Source organism: Paraburkholderia tuberum STM678, from assembly GCF_902833905.1.
GTDB lineage: Bacteria > Pseudomonadota > Gammaproteobacteria > Burkholderiales > Burkholderiaceae > Paraburkholderia > Paraburkholderia tuberum.
On sequence record NZ_CADFGP010000003.1, the window covers coordinates 183,057 to 203,209 of the forward strand.

Annotated in this window: 15 protein-coding genes; 13 read left to right on the forward strand and 2 right to left on the reverse strand. The window is 64.0% G+C overall.

Translation table 11 applies throughout. The annotated features are described in order from the left end of the window. Positions 1–141: 141 nt before the first annotated feature. Positions 142–432 (forward strand): hypothetical protein, encoded by a 291-nt coding sequence (locus HWY30_RS03690; RefSeq protein ID WP_090811592.1) that lies wholly within the window; start codon positions 142–144, stop codon positions 430–432. 136 nt (positions 433–568) lie between these two features. Continuing rightward, positions 569–1,735 (forward strand): porin, encoded by a 1,167-nt coding sequence (locus HWY30_RS03695; RefSeq protein ID WP_090811590.1) that lies wholly within the window; start codon positions 569–571, stop codon positions 1,733–1,735. 217 nt (positions 1,736–1,952) lie between these two features. Here the strand turns inward: HWY30_RS03695 and HWY30_RS03700 are convergent, their stop codons facing one another. Next, positions 1,953–3,755 carry a hypothetical protein gene (locus HWY30_RS03700; protein WP_425199354.1) on the reverse strand — a complete coding sequence of 601 codons (1,803 nt, stop codon included), beginning with the start codon at positions 3,753–3,755 and terminating at the stop codon, positions 1,953–1,955. Positions 3,756–4,081: 326 nt separating this feature from the next. After that, positions 4,082–6,022, reverse strand: coding sequence for a sigma-54-dependent Fis family transcriptional regulator (locus HWY30_RS03710; protein WP_090811584.1), 1,941 nt, complete (start codon positions 6,020–6,022; stop codon positions 4,082–4,084). Positions 6,023–6,460: 438 nt separating this feature from the next. Here HWY30_RS03710 and HWY30_RS03715 point away from each other — a divergent pair, with 438 nt between their 5' ends. The 11 genes from HWY30_RS03715 (at position 6,461) to HWY30_RS03765 (ending at position 20,124) form a co-directional block, all read left to right on the forward strand. Then, a complete protein-coding gene (locus tag HWY30_RS03715) occupies positions 6,461–7,516 on the forward strand; it encodes an ATP-NAD kinase family protein (RefSeq protein WP_090811583.1) in 1,056 nt (351 codons plus the stop codon). 82 nt (positions 7,517–7,598) lie between these two features. Further along, positions 7,599–8,582: a thiamine pyrophosphate-dependent dehydrogenase E1 component subunit alpha gene (locus tag HWY30_RS03720; RefSeq protein WP_090811581.1), complete on the forward strand. Its 984-nt coding sequence runs from the start codon at positions 7,599–7,601 to the stop codon at positions 8,580–8,582. Positions 8,583–8,718: 136 nt separating this feature from the next. Beyond that, on the forward strand, positions 8,719–9,723 hold the full coding sequence (locus HWY30_RS03725) for an alpha-ketoacid dehydrogenase subunit beta (RefSeq protein WP_090811579.1): 1,005 nt from the start codon (positions 8,719–8,721) through the stop codon (positions 9,721–9,723). A 3-nt stretch (positions 9,724–9,726) separates the two neighbouring features. After that, the gene (locus HWY30_RS03730) at positions 9,727–10,836 is read left to right on the forward strand and encodes an acetoin dehydrogenase dihydrolipoyllysine-residue acetyltransferase subunit (protein WP_090811577.1); all 1,110 of its coding nucleotides are present in this window, start codon (positions 9,727–9,729) and stop codon (positions 10,834–10,836) included. A gap of 5 nt (positions 10,837–10,841) precedes the next feature. Next, a complete protein-coding gene (gene lipA / locus HWY30_RS03735) occupies positions 10,842–11,810 on the forward strand; it encodes a lipoyl synthase (RefSeq protein WP_090811575.1) in 969 nt (322 codons plus the stop codon). Between the two features lie 188 nt (positions 11,811–11,998). Further along, positions 11,999–13,402: a DNA-binding protein gene (locus HWY30_RS03740; RefSeq protein WP_090811573.1), complete on the forward strand. Its 1,404-nt coding sequence runs from the start codon at positions 11,999–12,001 to the stop codon at positions 13,400–13,402. A gap of 217 nt (positions 13,403–13,619) precedes the next feature. After that, entirely contained in the window at positions 13,620–14,534 is a 915-nt protein-coding gene (locus HWY30_RS03745; RefSeq protein ID WP_090811571.1) for a LysR substrate-binding domain-containing protein, read from the forward strand. A gap of 122 nt (positions 14,535–14,656) precedes the next feature. Then, positions 14,657–15,952, forward strand: coding sequence for a dicarboxylate/amino acid:cation symporter (locus HWY30_RS03750; RefSeq protein ID WP_090811568.1), 1,296 nt, complete (start codon positions 14,657–14,659; stop codon positions 15,950–15,952). Then, positions 15,949–17,415 carry a cysteate racemase gene (gene cuyB, locus HWY30_RS03755; RefSeq protein ID WP_090811566.1) on the forward strand — a complete coding sequence of 489 codons (1,467 nt, stop codon included), beginning with the start codon at positions 15,949–15,951 and terminating at the stop codon, positions 17,413–17,415. Before HWY30_RS03750 ends, cuyB begins: the two co-directional genes overlap by 4 nt. A gap of 95 nt (positions 17,416–17,510) precedes the next feature. Then, the gene (gene aspA, locus HWY30_RS03760) at positions 17,511–18,929 is read left to right on the forward strand and encodes an aspartate ammonia-lyase (protein ID WP_090811564.1); all 1,419 of its coding nucleotides are present in this window, start codon (positions 17,511–17,513) and stop codon (positions 18,927–18,929) included. Between the two features lie 73 nt (positions 18,930–19,002). Beyond that, a complete protein-coding gene (locus tag HWY30_RS03765; RefSeq protein ID WP_090811562.1) occupies positions 19,003–20,124 on the forward strand; it encodes an asparaginase in 1,122 nt (373 codons plus the stop codon). Positions 20,125–20,153 lie beyond the last annotated feature (29 nt).

Genomic DNA, 20,153 nt, shown 5'->3' on the forward strand with positions numbered 1-20,153 from the left:
CCAGGCCGCGACAGAAGTCGGAGCACCCTTCGTACTTGAGAGCATGCGGGTGTCTGCCAGGTACGCGCCCGTACTGCCGAAGCTCGCTCGGACGAGCGAGGAGGTCGTGCCGGGTTCGAGCAACCGGATTTCCGCCAGCCGATGAAAAAGAATAATCAGCAGCATGTTGTCGTACTGGTTGTTCTCATATCGCAAATCGCCTTTTTGGCAATGTTCGCATTCGCCGAACCTGTCGTCAGGCATAACAGATGGCTCGCCGCAGGATTCGGATTCGACTTTTTATTCGGGCTGATTCTGTCGGTCGGCTTTGTCGGGATGTGGCGCACGCGCGCCGTCGATTCAGATTTTCTCGGATTTCTTCTGGCCAATCCGGTTGATCTGGCGATCGTGATTGCGACCGCCGGTCAGCTTGTGGCCATTCTGCTTGTTTGATGCGATTGGAAAGCGCATTTCGATTTAGAAGCAGCTCGGCGCGAGCTGACCATCCCAGGTGGAATGTCCCGGGATGGAACTCCAATTAAGAAAAAGCTGTTCTATTTTTCTGTAATCGAAAATGGGGCATAAAGACATGAAAAAAACCTTGCTGGCAATCGGGGTCCTCGGCGCATTTTCGGTTTCCGCGTATGCGCAAAACAGCGTGACCCTGTACGGTCTTATCGACACGGGACTCATCTATACCAACAACCAGGCCGGTCATAGCAATTGGCAAATGGCGACCAGCTCCACGCAGAATACGGTGTTTGGCCTCAAGGGTACTGAAGATCTGGGAGGTGGTGTTCGTACGATCTTCAAACTCGAGCAGGGCTTCAATCTAAACAACGGTAGCCAGGCCTTTCCGGGTGACGCCTTCGGTTCTCAGGCCTGGGTCGGGTTGCAAAGCGAGAATCTCGGCACCGTGACGTTGGGCCGCCAGTTCGATGTGCTGAACGACCAGCTCGGACCGATCACCGCGGGGAGCAACACGTGGGGTGGCAACCTCGCCGCACACCCGTTCGAGAACGACAACCTGGCGGCTGATTCGGTGGTCGTCAACAACTCGGTCAAGTATGTAAGCCCGACCTATGCCGGCGTGACGTTCGAAGGCATGTATTCGTTCAGCAACAAGGCGGGAGGATTCGCTGACAATCGCGCGTACGGCTTTAGCGTGGGTTATGCGCACGGCCCAGTGAATCTTGCTGGCGGATACCTGCAGTTCAATAACGCAGGCGGCGGCGTATCGGGCACGAATCCGAATGGGGCAATCGCGCAGGCCGACGGCAGCGCGAACTTCATCGCGGAGCGCCAGCGTATCTGGGGCGCCGGCGGCAATTACACGTTCGGCCCCGCAACTGTCGGATTCGTGTGGAGCCATACTCAGATCGACAACATGGCGGGCGTCATCTCGCTGGGCCTCGGCAGCTATCTGCCGCTTGGCGGTAATCTGCGATTGGACAATTACGAGGTGAACGCACACTACTCGGTGACGTCTGCGTGGAGCGTATCCGGTGCCTATACGTTCACTGACGGTGCTTACAACCAGGGGGCCACGAAGGCCTCTCCAAAATGGAATTCGGTCATGCTGCAGACCGACTATTCGTTGAGCAAGCGTACCGACGTGTACCTGGAAGGCGTCTATCAGCATGTTCATGGCGCGCCGGCGGATTCCGTGCTCGCAGATGCGATGATCAATACCCTCTCGCCATCGTCGACGGGCACGCAGGTCGCGGTCACCGTGGGACTGCGACACCAGTTCTGATCTTCTGATTGCACGAATCGTGCGCTGTAGCGATGCGGCTGTGGGCGTAACGTGATGCACGGACACAGCCGCGTTGCAACAGAGGTCGCCTGACTCGCAACTCGTCGCCCCGGGCCAGGAGACCTATCGCGGTCTCGGCCGGGACGGGTTATCCGTCAACGTCTCACGCAGGTCGGATCGACCGTAGGCAGCGCGCGGACTCAGCGAGTGCGGACGCTCAGCTATCGGGATGGCTCGCGACAAAACTCGCGAACGCATTGTACGGAAGCCCAAGCGCCGTGCCGTTGATCATCAGACCGTAGGTTGCGTCCCCGCTATCGAGCTCGTAATACATCGCCGATTGAATGTTCTTCGTCTTTCTCGCCTGATAGTAAGTGAGCAGGCGCGACGTGATGTAGTTGGCCCGGTACGCCTCGGTCTTCTCCGGTCCTGTGTTCCATTCCGAGATCACGAAGGGGACGCCATATCGGGCCTTGCAATAGGTGGGCAAATCGAAGCCCGGGCCGGACCCGTCGGAGCCGATATCGAAGATGTCGCCGTACACGTCGTAGTTGTGCCACGTAGTCAAGTCCCACCTGACGGTCGGATGGCCGCTCGTGCCATCGGGCTGCTTGCCATCCCACAGAGCGTCGGATGCGCCGGTGTCCGCGACGCAAAAGTTGACGCCGCATTTAGCATCCGCCTGCACCGACTTGACGCCATCGATCATGCCGCGCATCACGCCGCGCATCAGCGGCCAGTTCGCATTGTTGAAGTCGACGACGCTCGTTCCTGCGTTGGTGGAGTCGAGAATGATCCCGTTCGCGCGCGTCAGTTCGTTGCCGCATTCATACAGGGTCACGCCGTGGGGTTGCAACGCCGTCGCGACAGTTACCGCGCAATTGAAGCCGCGTGTGTAGGCGGCCGATTCGCTCGTGAACAGGTTGCCGTTACCGTCGTAGATGCCGGCATCGATCAGCACGAAAAGGGTCAAGCCCGCTGGCTGGAATGCTTGTGCCAACGCCACGACCGCGGCGAGTTGCGGTGCGTAGTCGGTACAGCTGAGCCGGTACGTCGAGCAGCCCAGGGCTTGCATGATCGACACGAACTGCGACGTCGAATACAAATAATCGTAATGCCCGTTGATACCGTGAAACGAGCCGGCCGGCGCCGCGGTCGCGATGCGCGGATCGTTGCACGGCAACCATTCATCCGCATCGGCGCACACGTAGAACTGACCGCCGGTCGATTGTGCCCAGAACTTGCCGCCGTACCACAGCAGAAGCGCAGCATTCGACATCGTGCCGACGGCACTCCGATTGCGGTACACGACACCGTTCACGACGGTCCATATCGCGCCGACCTTGTCGATCAGATACGACGCGGGCGGGATCATGGTGCCGTCGGCGGAGGTGCCGCCCAAACGTGGGTCATTGCACGACTGCCATCCCGAACCATTCCATCCGTAAAATTGGCCGCCGGTTCCCTCGTGATAGATCGTACCCCCGTACCAGAGTATCAACGAGACGTTGTAGGTGTTGCCCGCCGCGACAGCGTTCCTGTAGACAGATCCGCCGACCAGGGTCCACGACGCGTTCTGACTGTCGATAATCACCGTCGCCGGGGGGATGGTCGTGTTCTGTGGCGAAGCGTTCGAAGCGTTGCCGGGTGACCCCGAGTTCGGGTCCGATGGAGCGCCAGAACTGTCGCCCGAGGTCGAGCCGGAGGTACCGGTGGAGGCCGTTCCAGTCGAGGCGGTTGGCGACGAGCCGTTCGCCACCGTCATCGAGCCGCTAGTCGAAGTCGTAATACCGGAACTGGTCGTGCCCGTCGAGGTCGCGATACCGGAGGTTGCCGTGCCCGTAGAGGGTGCCGCCGTCGTGCTCGACGGGTTCGTGGAATTGCCCGTGGACGAGCCGCCGGCATCCGCAGTACCGCTATCACCGCCACTACTACCACCACCACCGCCGCCGCACGCGCTCAATACGACGCTTCCGCCGAGCGCAGTGAGACAACCAAGAAATTGACGTCGCGCAGTCATGACAATAGCGCGAGCTGCCGCGAGGCGGCCCGCAAGGAATCCGGAGAGAAGTTGGGGAGTCCTTCGGGTCGCGAGTGCGTCGCGTGAGCCGTTCAGGACATTCGATGCGCGGTCGTGGGTGGTCTCGCGTTGCGACCGATCACTGAGTCCGGCAAGTCATGCCTGTCTGTCGGCACAAACTGCGCATGGGAGCAGGGTTGTGCCGAAATAAAATCTTTTCGCTCGCGATAGACGAACCGCGAAAAGATTTCACTCTGCGGGTGGGGGCGTGGGAATCGGACGCTGTCTGCACAGCGGCAGACTCAGACGGGCGATCGCAATGCCGCTTATGTGCGATGCGGCCCGACGATGCCCAGCCGCGCGATGCGCCGGTACAGCGTCGCGCGCGATATGCCTAATGCCAGCGCGGCGGCGTTAGGCCGCCACTGGCAACGCGTGAGTGCCGCGACGATCCGTGCCCGCTCGTCGTCGGCGCTGGCCGGCGACGTTGAGTTCGCCGCGAGCGCCGGCGTGACGGCGGGCGCGAGTTGCGCCGCGAAGTCCGGCGACACGTGCCGCAACTCGACGCGAGCCGAATCGCAGACCGCGCACGCATAGCGCAGCACGTTGCGCAGTTGCCGGATGTTGCCGGGCCACGAAAAAGCGGCAAGACGCCCGGCGAATTGCGGATCGAGCATCAGCACATGCGTGGCCGCCTGGGCTTCCTCGTTGAACACCGTATCGATCACTTCGCGGATATCGGTGCGCTCGCGCAGCGGCGGTATCCGCAGCGTTGCGCCGCTCAGGCGATAGTAGAGATCTTCGCGGAACGATCCAGCTTCGACCATCTGCATCGGATCGCGGTGCGTCGCGCAGATCACGTCGATATCGACGCGCACCGGCGTATCGCCGCCAAGCGGCACCACTTCGCCCTCGGCGAGTACACGCAGCAGGCGTGTTTGCAGGCCGAGCGGCATGTCGCCGATTTCGTCGAGAAACAGCGTGCCGCCATGCGCGAGGGCGATCTTGCCGCGCGCGCCGCGATTGCGCGCGCCGGTGAACGCGCCAGGCGCATAACCGAACAGCTCGCTCTCGATCAGCGGCTCCGGAATCGCGCCGCAATTCACGGCGACGAACGGCCGCGTGCGCCGCGAACCCGAGTCGTGCACCGCGCGTGCGAACACCTCCTTGCCGACACCGGTTTCGCCGAGCAGCAGAACCGGGAGCCGCTTGCCGGCGATCCGCAATGCGACTTGCGCGTTGCGCGCGGTCCGTTCGTCCGAGCTGTGCAAAAAGCGGCTCATCGCGCCGATGCTGCCGTCCGCATGCGGATCGGCCGGCCGTGTCGCGACGAGCGGGCGAGCCGCGCGTCTCATCGGCGCGCGAATGCGGGCATACAGCATCGCGCCGGTCGCGCGCAGCCGCAGCGCCACGATCATGTCGGTGCGCGCGACGTCGTGCAGACGGACCTCGGACGTGTCGAATATTTCGTCGATGTGACGCGGCCCGTCGAGCCCCGCGATGCTCTCGTGCGCCTTGCGGTTCGCGGCGGCGATGTTGCCGCATTCGTCGAATGCGATCAGTGCTTCGGGCTGTGCTTCGACGAAATGGCGGCTTTGATGGCCGAACAGGATCCAGTGCTGCGCGGTCTGATTCAGAAAGTAGCCATCCTCGATCAAACTCGCGCTTTGCCGCACCAACTGAAAAACCAGCCCTTGGCTGTCGCGGTTGTCGGGCGATCGAATCGCCGATGCATCGAGCACGCCGATCAATTCGCCGGTCGGCGCGAAGATCGGCGAAGCGCTGCACGTGAGCGTCGTGAACGCGGCCCGGAAGTGATCGGTCTTGTGCACGGTGATCGGCGCGAGATCGGTGAGTACGTTCGCGATGCCGCAGGTGCCTTCTTCGCGCTCGGACCAGCACGAGCCGATATACAGCCCCGCATGCTTGAAATCGTTGCGCCGGTCGCGGTCGATCCGATAGTCGATCGTGACGCCGTGCGCGTCGGACAGCATCACGCAATAGTCGGCGACACGAATCATTTCGTGCAGCCGCGTCAGACACTGGCCCGAGGCGCGCAGAAAGGCTTCCTCCTTGCCCTGGACTTCGCGCAGTTCGGCGGACGTCAGCACGCGCGGGCCGATCACCGAACTGGGGTCGAGCCGGTACTGCTCGTACGAACGCTGCCACGACGACACGAGGCGCGACGAATTGGCAGGGGCCGGCAAGCGTCCTTCGATGGCCCCGCGTACGCGATCGACGTGCTGCGTTTGAGAAACATAGGGCATGGCCGGCTCCAGGCGAGCGGCACCGAGTAGGGCGCGTCCCTGTCTTGTAGCACATCCACACTGAGCGATCACATTGCGGCGCAGCACGTCAGGGGCGTGAGACGAACGTCTCAGAGACGAGCGAGACGCTGGTCGCATCGAGCAAACCCTTGTCTGGCGCGGTACCGCGCAAGCGTCGCGACGTGCTGTGAGCCGCGCACCACGTCGCGGGACGGGCCCGTGAGACACAGTGAACTGCGCGGCGCAGGTCCGATGAAAGCGGCCGCGACCGTCCGACCTCCGCGTCCACCCTGTGAATACGGCGCTTTCGGCGCGTACGCACGACGCGCAAGCAACTGGCCCGACCTTTGCAGTATCGCTGGCAGACAAGCAAACGCGAAAGCAAGCGCGCTTCATCACAGCAAGTCGCTTCGCTACTCGCGCACAGGAGACAAGCCAGTGTCATCACCCATCACCGTCGGCGTGATCGCGAACCCGGCATCGGGCCGTGATATTCGACGCCTCACCACGCACGCTTCGGTGTTTCCGACCGCCGAGAAGGCGAACATGGTCGTGCGCCTGCTCGCGGGCCTCGGCATGCTCGGCGTCGCTCGCGTGCTGACCTTGCGCGACCGGACCGGTGTCGCTGCACTGGTACTGCGTGCGCTTGAAACGCACGCGGCCGTGGCCGAGCCGCAGCCTTGGCCGACCGTCGAATTTCTCGAACTGCCGATCACGGACAGCGCGGCCGACACCCACGCGGGTGTCGCGCGGATGGTCGGGTTGGGTGTCGATCTGATCGCGGTGCTCGGCGGCGACGGCACGCATCGCGCGGTTGCCGCGCATTGCGGCGAGGTGCCGCTGCTGACGCTGTCGACGGGTACCAACAACGCGTTTCCGGAACTGCGCGAAGCGACGGTGGCGGGCCTCGCGGGCGCGCTCGCCGCTTCGGGGCTCGTGCCGCCCGAGGTCGCGCTGACGCGCAACAAGCGTCTCGTGGTCCGTTGCGTCGCGGGCCCGAACAAGGGGCGCGAGGAAATCGCGCTGGTCGATGTGTGCCTGAGCCGGCAGCGTTTCGTCGGTGCGCGCGCCGTCTGCGAGCCGGCTGATATCGAAGCGCTGTTTCTGACCTTCGCGGCGCCGGATGGTATCGGCCTGTCGTCGATCGGCGGCGCGTGGGCGCCGGTCGAGCGCGGCGCGCCGTACGGGCTGCATCTGACGTTCGCGCGCGCGGGCGAATCCGGCGTGCCGATCTTCGCGCCGCTCGCGCCGGGCCGTGTCGATCGGGTGACGATGCGCACCTGCGAGCGCTTCGAAGCGGGCTGCTGGACGCCGCTGCATACCGAACAAGGGACGCTCGCCTTCGACGGCGAGCGCGAGATCGAGTTCGAACGCGACGACCGCTACGAGATCGCGCTCGACTGGGCGGGACCGCTGAGCGTCGATGTCGGCCGCACGCTGCGCTATTGCGCGTCGCGGCAGTTGATGCGCGAAGCGGCGGCGCGTCGGAGGTAATCAACTCAGGAGGAAGCGAACGCCTGAAGCACAGCTGGCTGAAGTAGCAGTGACCATCGAGATCATTCCCTGGAGACACACCATGTCTGTATCGACGCAGTTGAGCAAGGAAAAGCTGCTGGAAGCGTACCGGATGATGCGCACGATCCGCGAGTTCGAGGAGCGCCTGCACGTCGAATTCGCCACCGGCGAGATACCCGGCTTCGTGCATCTGTATGCCGGCGAGGAAGCGTCGGCGGTCGGCACGATGATGCATCTGAACGACGCGGACTATGTCGCCACCACGCACCGTGGTCATGGCCACTGCATCGCGAAGGGCGTCGACGTGCCCGGCATGATGGCCGAAATCTACGGCCGTAGCACCGGCGTGTGCCGCGGCAAGGGCGGCTCGATGCATATCGCCGATCTGTCGAAAGGGATGCTCGGCGCCAACGGGATCGTCGGCGCGGGTGGTCCGCTCGTGTGCGGCGCCGCACTCGCCGCGAAGCTCAGGAAGACCGGCGGCGTCGGCGTGTGCTTCTTCGGCGACGGTGCGTCGAACCAGGGCGTGATCTTCGAATCGATGAATCTCGCTTCCGTCTGGCGCCTGCCGGCGATCTTCGTCGCGGAGAACAACGGCTATGCGGAGGCGACCTCGTCGACGTGGTCGGTCGCGGCCGACAACATCGCCGACCGCGCGAGCGGCTTTGGCATGCCCGGCGTGATCGTCGACGGCTTCGATTTCTTCGCGGTGCACGAGGCGCTCGGCGCCGCGATCGAGCGGGCACGCGGCGGTGGTGGCCCGACGCTCGTCGAAGTGAAGCTGTCGCGCTATTTCGGTCACTTCGAGGGCGATGCGCAAACGTATCGCGCGCCCGGCGAAGTGCAGAAGCTGCGCGACGAAAAAGACTGCCTGAAGCGTTTCGAGGAGCGCGTGGTGCGCGCCGAAATGCTCAGCGCGGACGAACTGCGCGGCATCGATGCCAAGGTGAAGCAACTGATCGATGGCGCGGTGACGGAAGCGAAGGCCGCGCCTCTGCCGACGGCCGCCGACCTGCTGACCGACGTCTACGTGTCCTATCCGTAACCCGCGGCGCGAAACCATTCAATCTTCAGCTTTGCAAGGGATCGGAATAAGTGCGTTGCATGGGACCAGAGTAAGCGCTAAAGCGCCAACTCTGTTCGACAGCTAAAGCGCTAACTCCGATCGACAGGAGACAGTCATGGCAAGGAAGATCACGTTTTCTCAGGCGATCAACGAAGCGCTGAGCCAGGAGATGGCGCGCGACGAAACCGTCATCGTGATGGGCGAGGACAACGCGGGTGGCGCCGGGTCCCCAGGTGAACAGGATGCGTGGGGCGGTGTGCTCGGCGTGACGAAAGGACTCTTTCACAAGTTTCCGGGGCGCGTGCTCGACACGCCGTTGTCCGAAGGCGGCTTCATCGGTGCCGCGGTCGGCGCGGCCGCATGCGGCATGCGGCCGGTCGCCGAGCTGATGTTCATCGATTTCATGGGCGTGTGCTTCGACCAGATCTTCAATCAGGCCGCGAAGTTTCGCTATATGTTCGGCGGCAAGGCGCTGACGCCAGTCGTGATCCGCACGATGCAGGGCGCTGGCCTGCGCGCGGCCGCGCAGCACTCGCAGATGCTGACGTCGATGTTTACCCATATTCCCGGCCTGAAAGTGGTGTGCCCGTCGACGCCGTACGACGCGAAGGGTCTGTTGATCCAGGCGATTCGCGACAACGACCCGGTGATCTTCTGCGAGCACAAGCTGCTGTATGGCCGCGAGGGCGACGTGCCGGAAGAGTCGTATGCGATTCCGTTCGGCGAAGCGAACGTGGTGCGCGAAGGCGACGACGCGACCATCGTGACGTATGGCCGGATGGTTCACCACGCGTCGGATGCGGCCGAAAAGCTCGCGAAAGAGGGCATCCAGGCCGAGGTGATCGATTTGCGCACGACCTCCCCGCTCGACGAGGAAACGATCCTGGAAAGCGCCGAGCGCACCGGGCGCGTCGTCGTGGTCGACGAGGCGAATCCGCGCTGCTCGATCGCGACCGATATCGCCGCGCTGGTCGCGCAGCGCGCGTTCCATTCGCTGAAGGCGCCGATCGAACTCGTGACCGCGCCGCATACGCCCGCGCCTTTCGCAGGCGTGCTCGAAGATCTGTATATCCCGTCCGCGGAGAACATCGCCGTGGCCGTGCGGAAAGTAAGGAGCTGAGCAATGCCGATTCACATGATCACGATGCCCAAGTGGGGGCTGTCGATGGAGCAGGGACAGGTCAACGGCTGGCTGAAGGAGGTCGGCGAAAAAGTCGCGAAGGGCGACGAGATACTCGATGTCGAGACCGACAAGATTTCGTCGGGCGTCGAGTGCGCTTTCGACGGCACGCTGCGCAGGCAGATCGCGCAGCCGGGCGACACGCTGCCGATCGGCGCGCTGCTCGGCGTCGTCGCCGACGAAGCGAGCTCCGAGGCCGATATCGATGCGGCGGTCGAGGCGTTCCAGCGCGACTTCGTGCCGGCCACCGCGGACACGGCGGAGGCGGGACCGCAGCCGCAAAAGGCGCAGATCGGCGGGCGCACCGTGCGTTACCTGAAGATCGGCGACGGCGGCACGCCCGCGGTGCTGATCCACGGCTTCGGCGGCGATCTGAACAACTGGCTCTTCAATCATGCGGATCTCGCCGCGCACCGCGCCGTGTGGGCGCTCGATCTGCCGGGGCATGGCGAGTCGGGCAAGGCGGTCGACACGGGCAGCCTCGACGAACTGGCCGACAGCGTAATCGCGTTTCTCGACGACCGGGGCATCGAGCGCGCGCATCTCGTCGGCCATTCGATGGGTGGCGCCGTGTCGATGACGCTCGCCGCGAAGGCGCCCGAACGCGTCGCCTCGCTGGCATTGATCGCGGGCGCGGGGCTCGGCGAAGAGATCAATCGCGAATACATCGAAGGTTTCGTCGAGGGCAGCAGCCGCAACGCGCTGAAGCCGCATCTGGTGAAGCTTTTTGCCGACGGGTCGCTGGTCACGCGGCAACTGATCGAAGACATCGTCAAGTACAAGCGGCTCGAAGGCGTGAACGACGCGCTGCGCAAGATTGCCGCGTCCGCGTTCGAAGGCGGGGTGCAAAGCCGCGTCTATCGCGAGCGGCTCGACACGCTCGCGCCTCGCACGCTGGTGATCTGGGGGGCGCAGGACCAGATCATTCCTGCCGCGCACGCGCAGGGGCTGCCCGCTCAGGTGCGTGTGCACGTAATCGACGGCAAAGGGCACATGGTGCAGATGGAGGCTGCATCGGAGGTGAACCGCCTGCTCAACGAGTTCTTCGGATAACCGCAATGGACGCCGCTCCTCATACCGACAGCCTCACGGCGCTTGGCCAGCATGGCAAGCGCAACCGCGACAAGCTCGCCCGCATTCCGGTGAAGATCGTGCCGGCGGACCATTCGACCGTATTGCCGAAGCCGCCCTGGCTGCACGCGCGGCCGATGATGAGCGAAACCGTCGCGGGCATGGCGGCGGTGCTGCGCGAGCACAGCTTGCATTCGGTCTGCGAGGAGGCGATGTGTCCGAACATCGGCGAGTGTTTCGCGCAGCGCACGGCGACATTCATGATCATGGGAGGGATCTGCACGCGGCGCTGTGCGTTCTGCGACGTCGCGCACGGACGGCCGCAAGCGCTCGACGACGACGAGCCCGCGCGGCTTGCCGACGCCGTCGCGGCGCTCGGGCTGCGCTACGTCGTGATTACATCGGTGGACCGCGACGATCTGCGCGACGGCGGCGCCGCGCACTTCGCGCGTTGTATTGCGCTCGTGCGCGAGCGCGTGCCGGGCATTCGCGTGGAAATCCTGACGCCGGATTTTCGCGGGCGAATCGACCGCGCGCTCGATGCCCTGTCCGTGGCGTGGCCAGACGTTTTCAATCACAACATCGAGACGGTGCCGTCGCTGTACCGGGCGGCGCGGGCAGGCGCGGACTACCTCGGCTCGCTCGACCTGCTATCGCGCGCGAAACGCCAGAACGCGGCGGTGTTGACCAAATCCGGCCTGATGGCCGGGCTCGGCGAGACCGACAGCGAACTGCTCGCGACGATGCGCGATCTGCGTGCCCACGACGTCGACGTGCTGACGATCGGCCAGTATCTCGCGCCGTCGCGGTTTCACATGGCGGTGCGGCGATACGTGCCGCCCGCGACGTTCGACATGTTGCGCGACGAAGGCTTGAAGATGGGGTTCGTCGAAGTGGTCTCGGGGCCGCTCGTGCGGTCGTCGTATCACGCGGATCGGATCGCCGGAAAGCTCTGAATGCATGTGTGCCGGACCTTTGGTGGCGCAATCCGACGAATACCTCCCCGTAACCTCGGCTTTTCGAACGATTGACCGCCGGGGAAGTACTCGACAATTCGTAGGTATGCGAGGCGAGTCCCAGCGCGGGGCCGCCTCCCGAACGACGAAACGGTATTCGTCACCACGTGCACTTTGTCGAGGCAGGCATGTCAAGCAACATTACGATCACGGACGAACTCGTCGCTGAAATCGCAAACCGGTTGGCCGAAGAAGGCGAGAAGGTGTCTCCGGTAGCCATCTGGTCCGAAGTCCATACAGGCTCGGTGGTCGCGGTGGCAGCGGCATTGCGCAAGTGGCGTGAAACGCGCGCCCCGCGGGTGCCGCAGGTCGTCGAACGTCCGGCTTTGCCGGAGACCGTGACCGACACCATGCGCGATGCGCTCGACCGGCTATGGAGCTCAGCGCAGGACGAAGCGGAACGCGCGGTGGCGCGACGCCTCGCCGCGATGCGCCAGCGCGTCGAGGACGCCAGCAACGAGCGCGACGACGCGCTCGCGGAACTGCAAACCACCGTCCAGGAACTCGATGCGCTGCAAGTCCAACTGGATAAGATGACGAGCGCCTACGAGGAGAAAGTCGACGCAGTAGCCGGGCTCGAAGAGGACATTGCGCTCGCCGTGCAACGGACCGACGCGGCGGAGAAGCGCGCGCAGGAACTTGCCGAGCGCGTTTCGCTCCTCGAAGCGGAACTGCAGAGCGTGGAACTGGCCGCGGAGCGCCGACCGGTTTCGCACGAGGAGACCGACGCCGCGGGCGAGGGCGAGGTGGCGGACGAGTCGGCTGGGTCAGTCGTCGAAACGCCGGCCGACGAAACGGAGCGTGCGGCGCTGGAAGCGGCGCATTCCGAAGCGGTCGCTCGTCTTCAAAGCGAACTCGAAGCGATTCGCGCGGAGCTGCAGGCCGAGCAGGAAGCGCACGCGGCCCGCCGGGAAGAGGTCGCGGGCGCGCAGGCTGAACGGAATGCCGCCGCACTTGAATTGCAGAATGTCCAGACGCAGATCGCCAGCCTGACCGATGAGCGTGACGCGGGCACCTCCGAAATCGCGAGACTGTCGGCCAGCTTGTCGGAGGCGCAGGAGCGTGCCGACGCGGAGCAGCAGCGCGCGGCCGAACTGGCCGAAAGCGCGGTGGCGAGCGAGAACGTCGCGGGCCTGGAGTCGGCGTCGCCGGTGACTGCCGACTCTCAGCAGCTCGAGGCATTGAAGGCGCAGATGACGCGCGACGCGGACGCGCATGCCGCCGCAATTGCCGAAGCGCGGGAGACCGTCAGGAAATGGTCCGACTACTCGAACGCACTGAAGCAGCAACTGGCTCAGGCGAATGAAAAAATGGTGGTCGTCCTTGCCCGCGGTGCAGGCGAAGCGACATTGAGCCGCCGGCTTGCCGCTGAACTGGCCCAGCTCAAGCCGGAGCATGAATTGCTGCGCAAGGAGATTCAGCAGCAGGTGATCGTTGAAACGATCAGCGCTCAACTCGAGAAACAAGGCTACCGCTACGACGAGAAGACGGGTGCGGTGTCGAAGCTGAACACCGAAACCTCGCCAGCGTGACGGGATCGTTGATGGGATGGCGCGCGTCGCGAGCATGGCGACGCGCAATGGGCTCGTAGGGAGGGCTCGCATTACGGGATCGTTGATTACCTCGTGATCAAGTACCTGTGCATGGCGGTTTGACGCCGGTCCGATAGTCAGCGTGCGGCACGGCCAGGCGTAGAATTGCGGGCGCGGCGGCGAGTCCATTCGTCGCCGGACCGGAGAGCGATGGCTGATGGAAATCAAGTGGATCGAAGACTTCATCGCGCTCGCCCGCTATCAGAGCTTTTCCCGGGCGGCGGAGTTTCGCAACGTCACGCAGTCGGGTTTCAGCAGACGGATCCAGTCGCTCGAACAATGGGTCGGCGCCGATCTCGTCGATCGCAGCGGCTTTCCGCCGACCCTGACCCCGGCAGGGCAACTGTTTCGTGACGCGGCCGAAGACATCCTCGACAAGCTGTTCGACACGCGCGCCATCATTCGTACCGAACAGCGCATCGCCGGCACGAGCCTGCAGATCGCAGCCGGCCACACGATCGCGCTCAACTTCCTGCCCGCGTGGCTGCGCACGCTGTCCAAGCATGTCGGCGAAGTGCGCGCGCGCGTGATTCCGGCGAACGTGCACGATTCGATACTGATGCTGGTCAACGGCAACTGCGAGCTGATGTTCGCTTATCACCATCCGCAGCTGCCGTTGCATCTCGATCCGACCAGGTATGAATGCGTGACCGTGGGCGTCGATACTTTCATGCCGGTTTGCAGGCCCAATCAGCGGCTTGCGCACGTGTACCGTCTGCCCGGCGTGATCGAACATCCGATGCCGTTCATCGCCTATACGGAGACGAGCTACTTTGGGCGCTGCTTCGCGTTGCTGATGGAGCAGAGCAAAGCGTCGCCCGCCTTGCATCTTCACTATGAATCCGACATGGCCGAGGTCGTGAAGAAGCTCGTGCTGGAAGGCGAGGGTGTCGCCTGGCTGCCGAAGAGCTCGATCGCCGCCGAACTCGACAGCGGCCAGCTTGTCGCCGCCGGCCGCTCCGAATGGCAACTGGAGCTGGAGTTGCGCGTGTATCGCGATCTCACGAACCGCACTGAACTGCTCGATACGCTGTGGCGGCATCTGCGGGCCTCGTCGGGGTCAGCCGAATAGCGCCGCTAGGGTTATCCCGCGTTATGCGAAACTTGCATAGCCGTATGCAACACTAGCATTCACGTCTTTTCTGCCGTCTCTAGAATTCCGTCCAGTCACAAATAATCTCAGGACGGAGACACATGAAGAATCGGCTTACCCTCTACATCCTCGCCGGCATGCTGCTCGGCGTGGCCGTCGGTTATGTCTGCCATCGCACGGCGGCCGATGCCGCGCAGGCGAAGGAGATCGCCGGCTACTTTTCCATCGTCACCGATATCTTCCTGCGGCTCGTGAAGATGATCATCGCGCCGCTGGTGTTCGCCACGCTCGTGTCAGGTCTCGCCGGCATGGAAGGCACGAGCGACGTGCGCCGCATCGGTCTTCGCTCGATCGCGTGGTTCCTGTGCGCGTCGCTGTTCTCGCTCGCGCTCGGCCTCGTGCTCGCGAACCTGCTGCAACCGGGCGCGGGCTTGCACATGTCCCAGACGAGCGCTGACGTGGCCACCGGCCTCAACACGTCGAGCCTGAACTTCAAGGACTTCGTCACACACGCGTTCCCCACCAGCATCGTCGATGCGATGGCGCGCAACGATATCCTGCAGATCCTCGTCTTCTCGGTGATGTTCGGCATCGTGCTCAGCGTGATCAAGTCCGACCCGCGCGTCGCGCCGCTGATCGCGGGCGTCGAAGGGCTCGTGCCCACCATGCTGAAACTGACCGACTATGTGATGCGTCTCGCGCCCGTCGGTGTGTTCGGCGCGCTGGCATCGGCGATCACGGTGCATGGCCTCGACGTGCTGACGACGTACGGCAAGCTCGTGGCCAGCTTCTATACGGGGCTCGCGCTGCTGTGGGCGGCGCTGATCCTCGCCGGCTACGCGTTTCTCGGCAAGCCGGTCTGGGCCTTGCTCAAGGCGATCCGCGAACCCGCGATGCTGGCGTTCTCCACCGCGAGCAGCGAGGCGGCGTATCCGCGCCTGACGGAGAAGCTGGAGGAATTCGGCGTCGACAAGAAAGTGGTGGGCTTCACGTTGCCGCTCGGCTATGCGTTCAATCTCGACGGCTCGATGATGTATCAGGCCTTCGCCGCGATCTTCATCGCGCAGGCGTTCGGCATCGACATGCCGATCGGCACGCAGATCGTGATGCTGCTCGTGCTGATGGTGAGCAGCAAAGGCATGGCGGGTGTCGCGCGCGGCTCGGTAGTGGTCGTCGCGGCCGTGGCGCCGATGTTCCATTTGCCGCCATCGGGCGTCGTGCTGGTGCTCGCGATCGACCAGATTCTCGACATGGGGCGCACGGCGACCAACGTGATCGGCAACAGCATCGCGACGGCAGCCATCGCGAAGTGGGAGGGCCAGCGCGTGACGCGGCAGGAACGCCGCACGGCGATGGCGACGGCTTCGTTCGGCCAGCTCGAAGGCGAGACGAAATGAGCGGCATCGACGCAACGGCTGCCACGAGCGCGCGCAAGTTCGGCGTGGTGGGCGGGCTCGGCCCGCTCGCGAGCGCGGACGTGTTCTTCAAACTGATCAAATCGACGCCGGCCACGCGCGACGCCGAGCACTTCGATGCGATCTTCGAGCAGCAGCCGTTTCGCAGCGCCGATGCCGACAGCGAGACGTTGACGCAGCGCAAGCTGTACATCTTCGATCTGATCAGCAGCTTCGAGAAGCGCGGCGTGACGACGGTCGTGCTGCCGTGCTTCCTGAGTCACACGTTCATCGACGAACTGAAAGCCAATTCGCCGCTGCAGATCGTCGACATGATCGATGCGGTGCGCAGCCACGTGCGCAGAAGATTTCCCGCGGTGCGCCGCGTGGGCGTGCTCGCGTCGGCGCATACGCGGCGCAGGCGCCTGTTCGAGAAGTACTTCGCGGCGCCCGAGTTCGAAGTGATCCACCCGCGCATCGGCGACGGCATCGATTTCGTCACCGAGGCCGTTTATGGCGAGGATGGCGTGAAGAGCGGCAATCTGCGTGGCCGTCCGGCCGAGTTGCTGCGGGCGGCGTGCGAGGACCTGATCGAACAGGGCGCCAACGTCATCGTGCCGGGGCTCACCGAGATCGCGCTGGTCGCGGACGAACTCGGTGCGTTGCGCGTGCCGCTCGTCGATTCGAACCTGGCTTATGCGCAGTACGTGGTGTCCGGCCAGTACCACACGCCCGAGACGATCTTCAAGGTCGGCGTGGTGGGCGGCGTGGGTCCGGCGGCCACCGTCGATTTCATTCACAAGATCGTGCGCGCGACGCCCGCGCGGCGCGATCAGGACCACATCAAGCTGCTCGTCGAGCAGAACCCGCAGATCCCGGATCGCACGGAGAATCTGATCGGCGACGGACCCGACCCGACCATCTCGCTCTATGCGACCTGCAAGAAACTCGAAACGGGCGGCGCGGATCTGATCGCGATCCCGTGCAATACGGCGCATGCCTTCGTCGAGCGGATACAGCCTTATCTCGGCGTGCCGATCGTCAATATGCTGACGGTGACGGTGCGTTATCTGCGCGAGTCGTTTCCCGCGCTGCGCTCGGTCGGCGTGCTCGCGACTTGCGGCACGCTCGCAAGCGGCGTCTACGAAAAGGCGCTCGAATCGCACGGCTTGCGGCAGGTCGTCCCGGCACCCGCGCTGCAGGCGCGCGTGATGGACGCGATCTACGGCAAGGAAGGCGTGAAGGCCGGATTCACGGCGGGGCAGTGCCAGCAAGACCTCGCCGCGGCGATCGACGGGCTTGTCGCCGACGGCGTCGAAGTGATCGTTCTCGGCTGCACCGAACTGCCGCTGCTGATTCGCGAGCCGTATGTGATCGGCGCGAACGGCGCGCGCGTGAGCGTGGTCGATCCGACCGACGTGCTCGCGAAGCAGTGTGTCGCCTGCGCGACAGCGCCGCCTCAATAACCCAACCGCTTCACCCAGTCAATGCGACGGACCTGCACACGAGGTGTGCCTGATGACCCCGCTCGCCTGTCGATTTCAGAACCTCAGAGGTAATCATGCTTGCACCGACCGAACGTATCGAACACGACCTTCTCGGCGATCTCGCCGTGCCCGCGACCGCGCACTACGGCGTACACACGCTGCGCGCGCTGCAAAACTTTCCCATCACGGGTATTCCGATCTCCGTGTATCCGAACCTCGTCAACGCGCTGGCGAGCGTGAAAGAAGCCGCCGCGCTCGCGAATTACGATCTCGGCCTATTGAGCGCAGTGAAGATGCAGGCCATCGTGCACGCATGCAGGCAAGTGCGCTCAGGCACCGCGCACGAGCATTTCGTCGTCGACGTGATTCAGGGCGGCGCGGGCACGTCGACCAACATGAACGCGAACGAGGTCATCGCCAATCTCGCGCTCGAACATCTCGGGCAACAGCGCGGCGAATACGCGGTTCTCCATCCGAACGAGGACGTGAATCTCGGCCAGAGCACCAACGACGTCTATCCGACCGCGCTCAAGATCGCCACGTACGCGGGCATCATGCAACTGGTCGACGCGATGGGCGTGTTGCGCGCATCGTTCGAACGCAAGGCGGTGGAATTCGGCAACGACCTGAAGATGGGCCGCACGCAGCTTCAGGACGCCGTACCGATGACGCTCGGCCAGGAGTTCAGCACCTTCGCTGTGATGCTCGGCGAAGACGAAGAGCGGCTGAAGGAAGCGGCCCAGCTCATCTGCGAGATCAATCTCGGCGCGACGGCGATCGGCACCGGCATCAACACACATCCGGAATACGCGCAGCTTGCATGCAGGCACTTGAGCGAAATAACCGGTATCGCGTTGACCACGTCGCCGAATCTGATCGAAGCGACGCAGGATGTCGGTTCGTTCGTGCAGCTCTCCGGCGTACTGAAGCGCGTCGCCGTAAAACTCTCCAAGACCTGTAACGATCTTCGCCTGCTTTCGAGCGGTCCTCGCGCGGGCCTCGGCGAAATCAACCTGCCGCCGGTGCAGGCGGGTTCGAGCATCATGCCGGGCAAGGTGAATCCGGTGATTCCGGAGGTCGTCAACCAGATCGCGTTCGAAGTCATCGGCAACGATGTGACGGTGAGCTTCGCCGCCGAAGCGGGGCAGCTCCAGCTCAACGCGTTCGAGCCGATCATCGCGCACAGCCTGTTCAAGAGCGTCGCCCATTTACGCGCAGGGTGCCTCACGCTCGCGTCGAAATGCGTCGACGGCATTACCGCGAATCGCGAGCGGCTGCGCGCGATCGTCGAGAGCTCGATCGGCATCGTGACCGCGCTGAACCCATACATCGGCTATACGCACTCGACCGAAGTCGCGAAGGAAGCGCTTGCGTCGGGCAAAAGCGTCGCGCAGATCGTGATCGACAAAGGACTGTTGAGTCAGGCGCAGCTCGACGAGATCCTTCAACCCGCCATGCTGACGCAACCAAGAAAGATGTCGTCGGCGGCATGAGCGACGAAGGTTGTTCCGGTCACAGGTCGCGTGCATACGCACGCGACTCTTTTAAACGATGGAGGAGAGAAAGATGAACGCCAACACGATCGATCGAAAAGCAAGGCGGCTGTGCGGTTCGGCGGCACTGCTGATCGCGGCACTTGCCGCGGGTACCTGCGCACAGGCTGCCGACGCGCCATCGCAACAGGCAAGCGCCGTCACGGCAACGCCGCGTGTTCTGGTGCTGGCCACCGGCGGCACCATCTCGGGAACCGCCGATCCCCGTTCGGCGATCGGCTACAACTCGGGCAACGTGAAGGGGCAGGAACTGGTGCGCGGCGTGCCGGGCATCGAGAAGCTCGCGAGCATCAGCGCGGAGCAGATCTCGAACGTCGGCTCGCAGGACATGAACGACAAGATCTGGTTGCAGCTTGCGCGGCGGATCGACGAGGTCTTCGCGCGGAACGAGGCCGACGCCATCGTGATTACGCACGGCACCGATACGATCGAGGAAACGGCGTTCTTCCTGAGCAACGTGCTGCGCTCCGACAAGCCGGTGGTGCTGGTCGGCTCGATGCGACCGGGCGGTTCCGCGAGCGCCGACGGTCCCGGCAATCTGTACGAAGCCGTCGAAGTGGCGGCGAGCCCGCAGTCGCGTGGCCGAGGCGTGATGGTCGTGATGAATGACCAGATTCACGCGCCGCGCTGGATCACCAAGACCAATACCACGGCGGTACAGGCGTTCGCGTCGCCGAATGCCGGCGCGATCGGTTATGTCGATCCGGCGAGCGTGCGCTTCGTGATGCCGGCGGTGCAATCGACGCGCGCTGCGCTGAGCCTGCCCGCGAGTGGGCAATTGCCGCGCGTCGATATCGTCTACGCGCATAGCAACATGGATGGCCGCCAGATCGATCATGCGATCGCCGATGGCGCGAAGGGCATCGTCGTCGCCGGCGAAGGCGATGGTGACATGTCGAAGGAAGCCCTCGCGGCGCTCGACCGCGCGGCGGCAAAAGGCATCGTGGTGGTTCGCTCGACGCGCCTGGTGTCGGGGTTCGTGAACCGCAACGTCGAGGTGGACGACGACAAGCGCGGTTTCGTCGCATCGCTCGATCTGAATCCGCAGAAGGCGCGATTGCTGACGCAATTGCTGGTGGCCAACGGCGTGACCGATCCCGTCAAGGTACAGCAGGCGTTTAGCGGGACGTGGTGACGGGTTGGGGGCGCCGCCGGTCAGGGGCG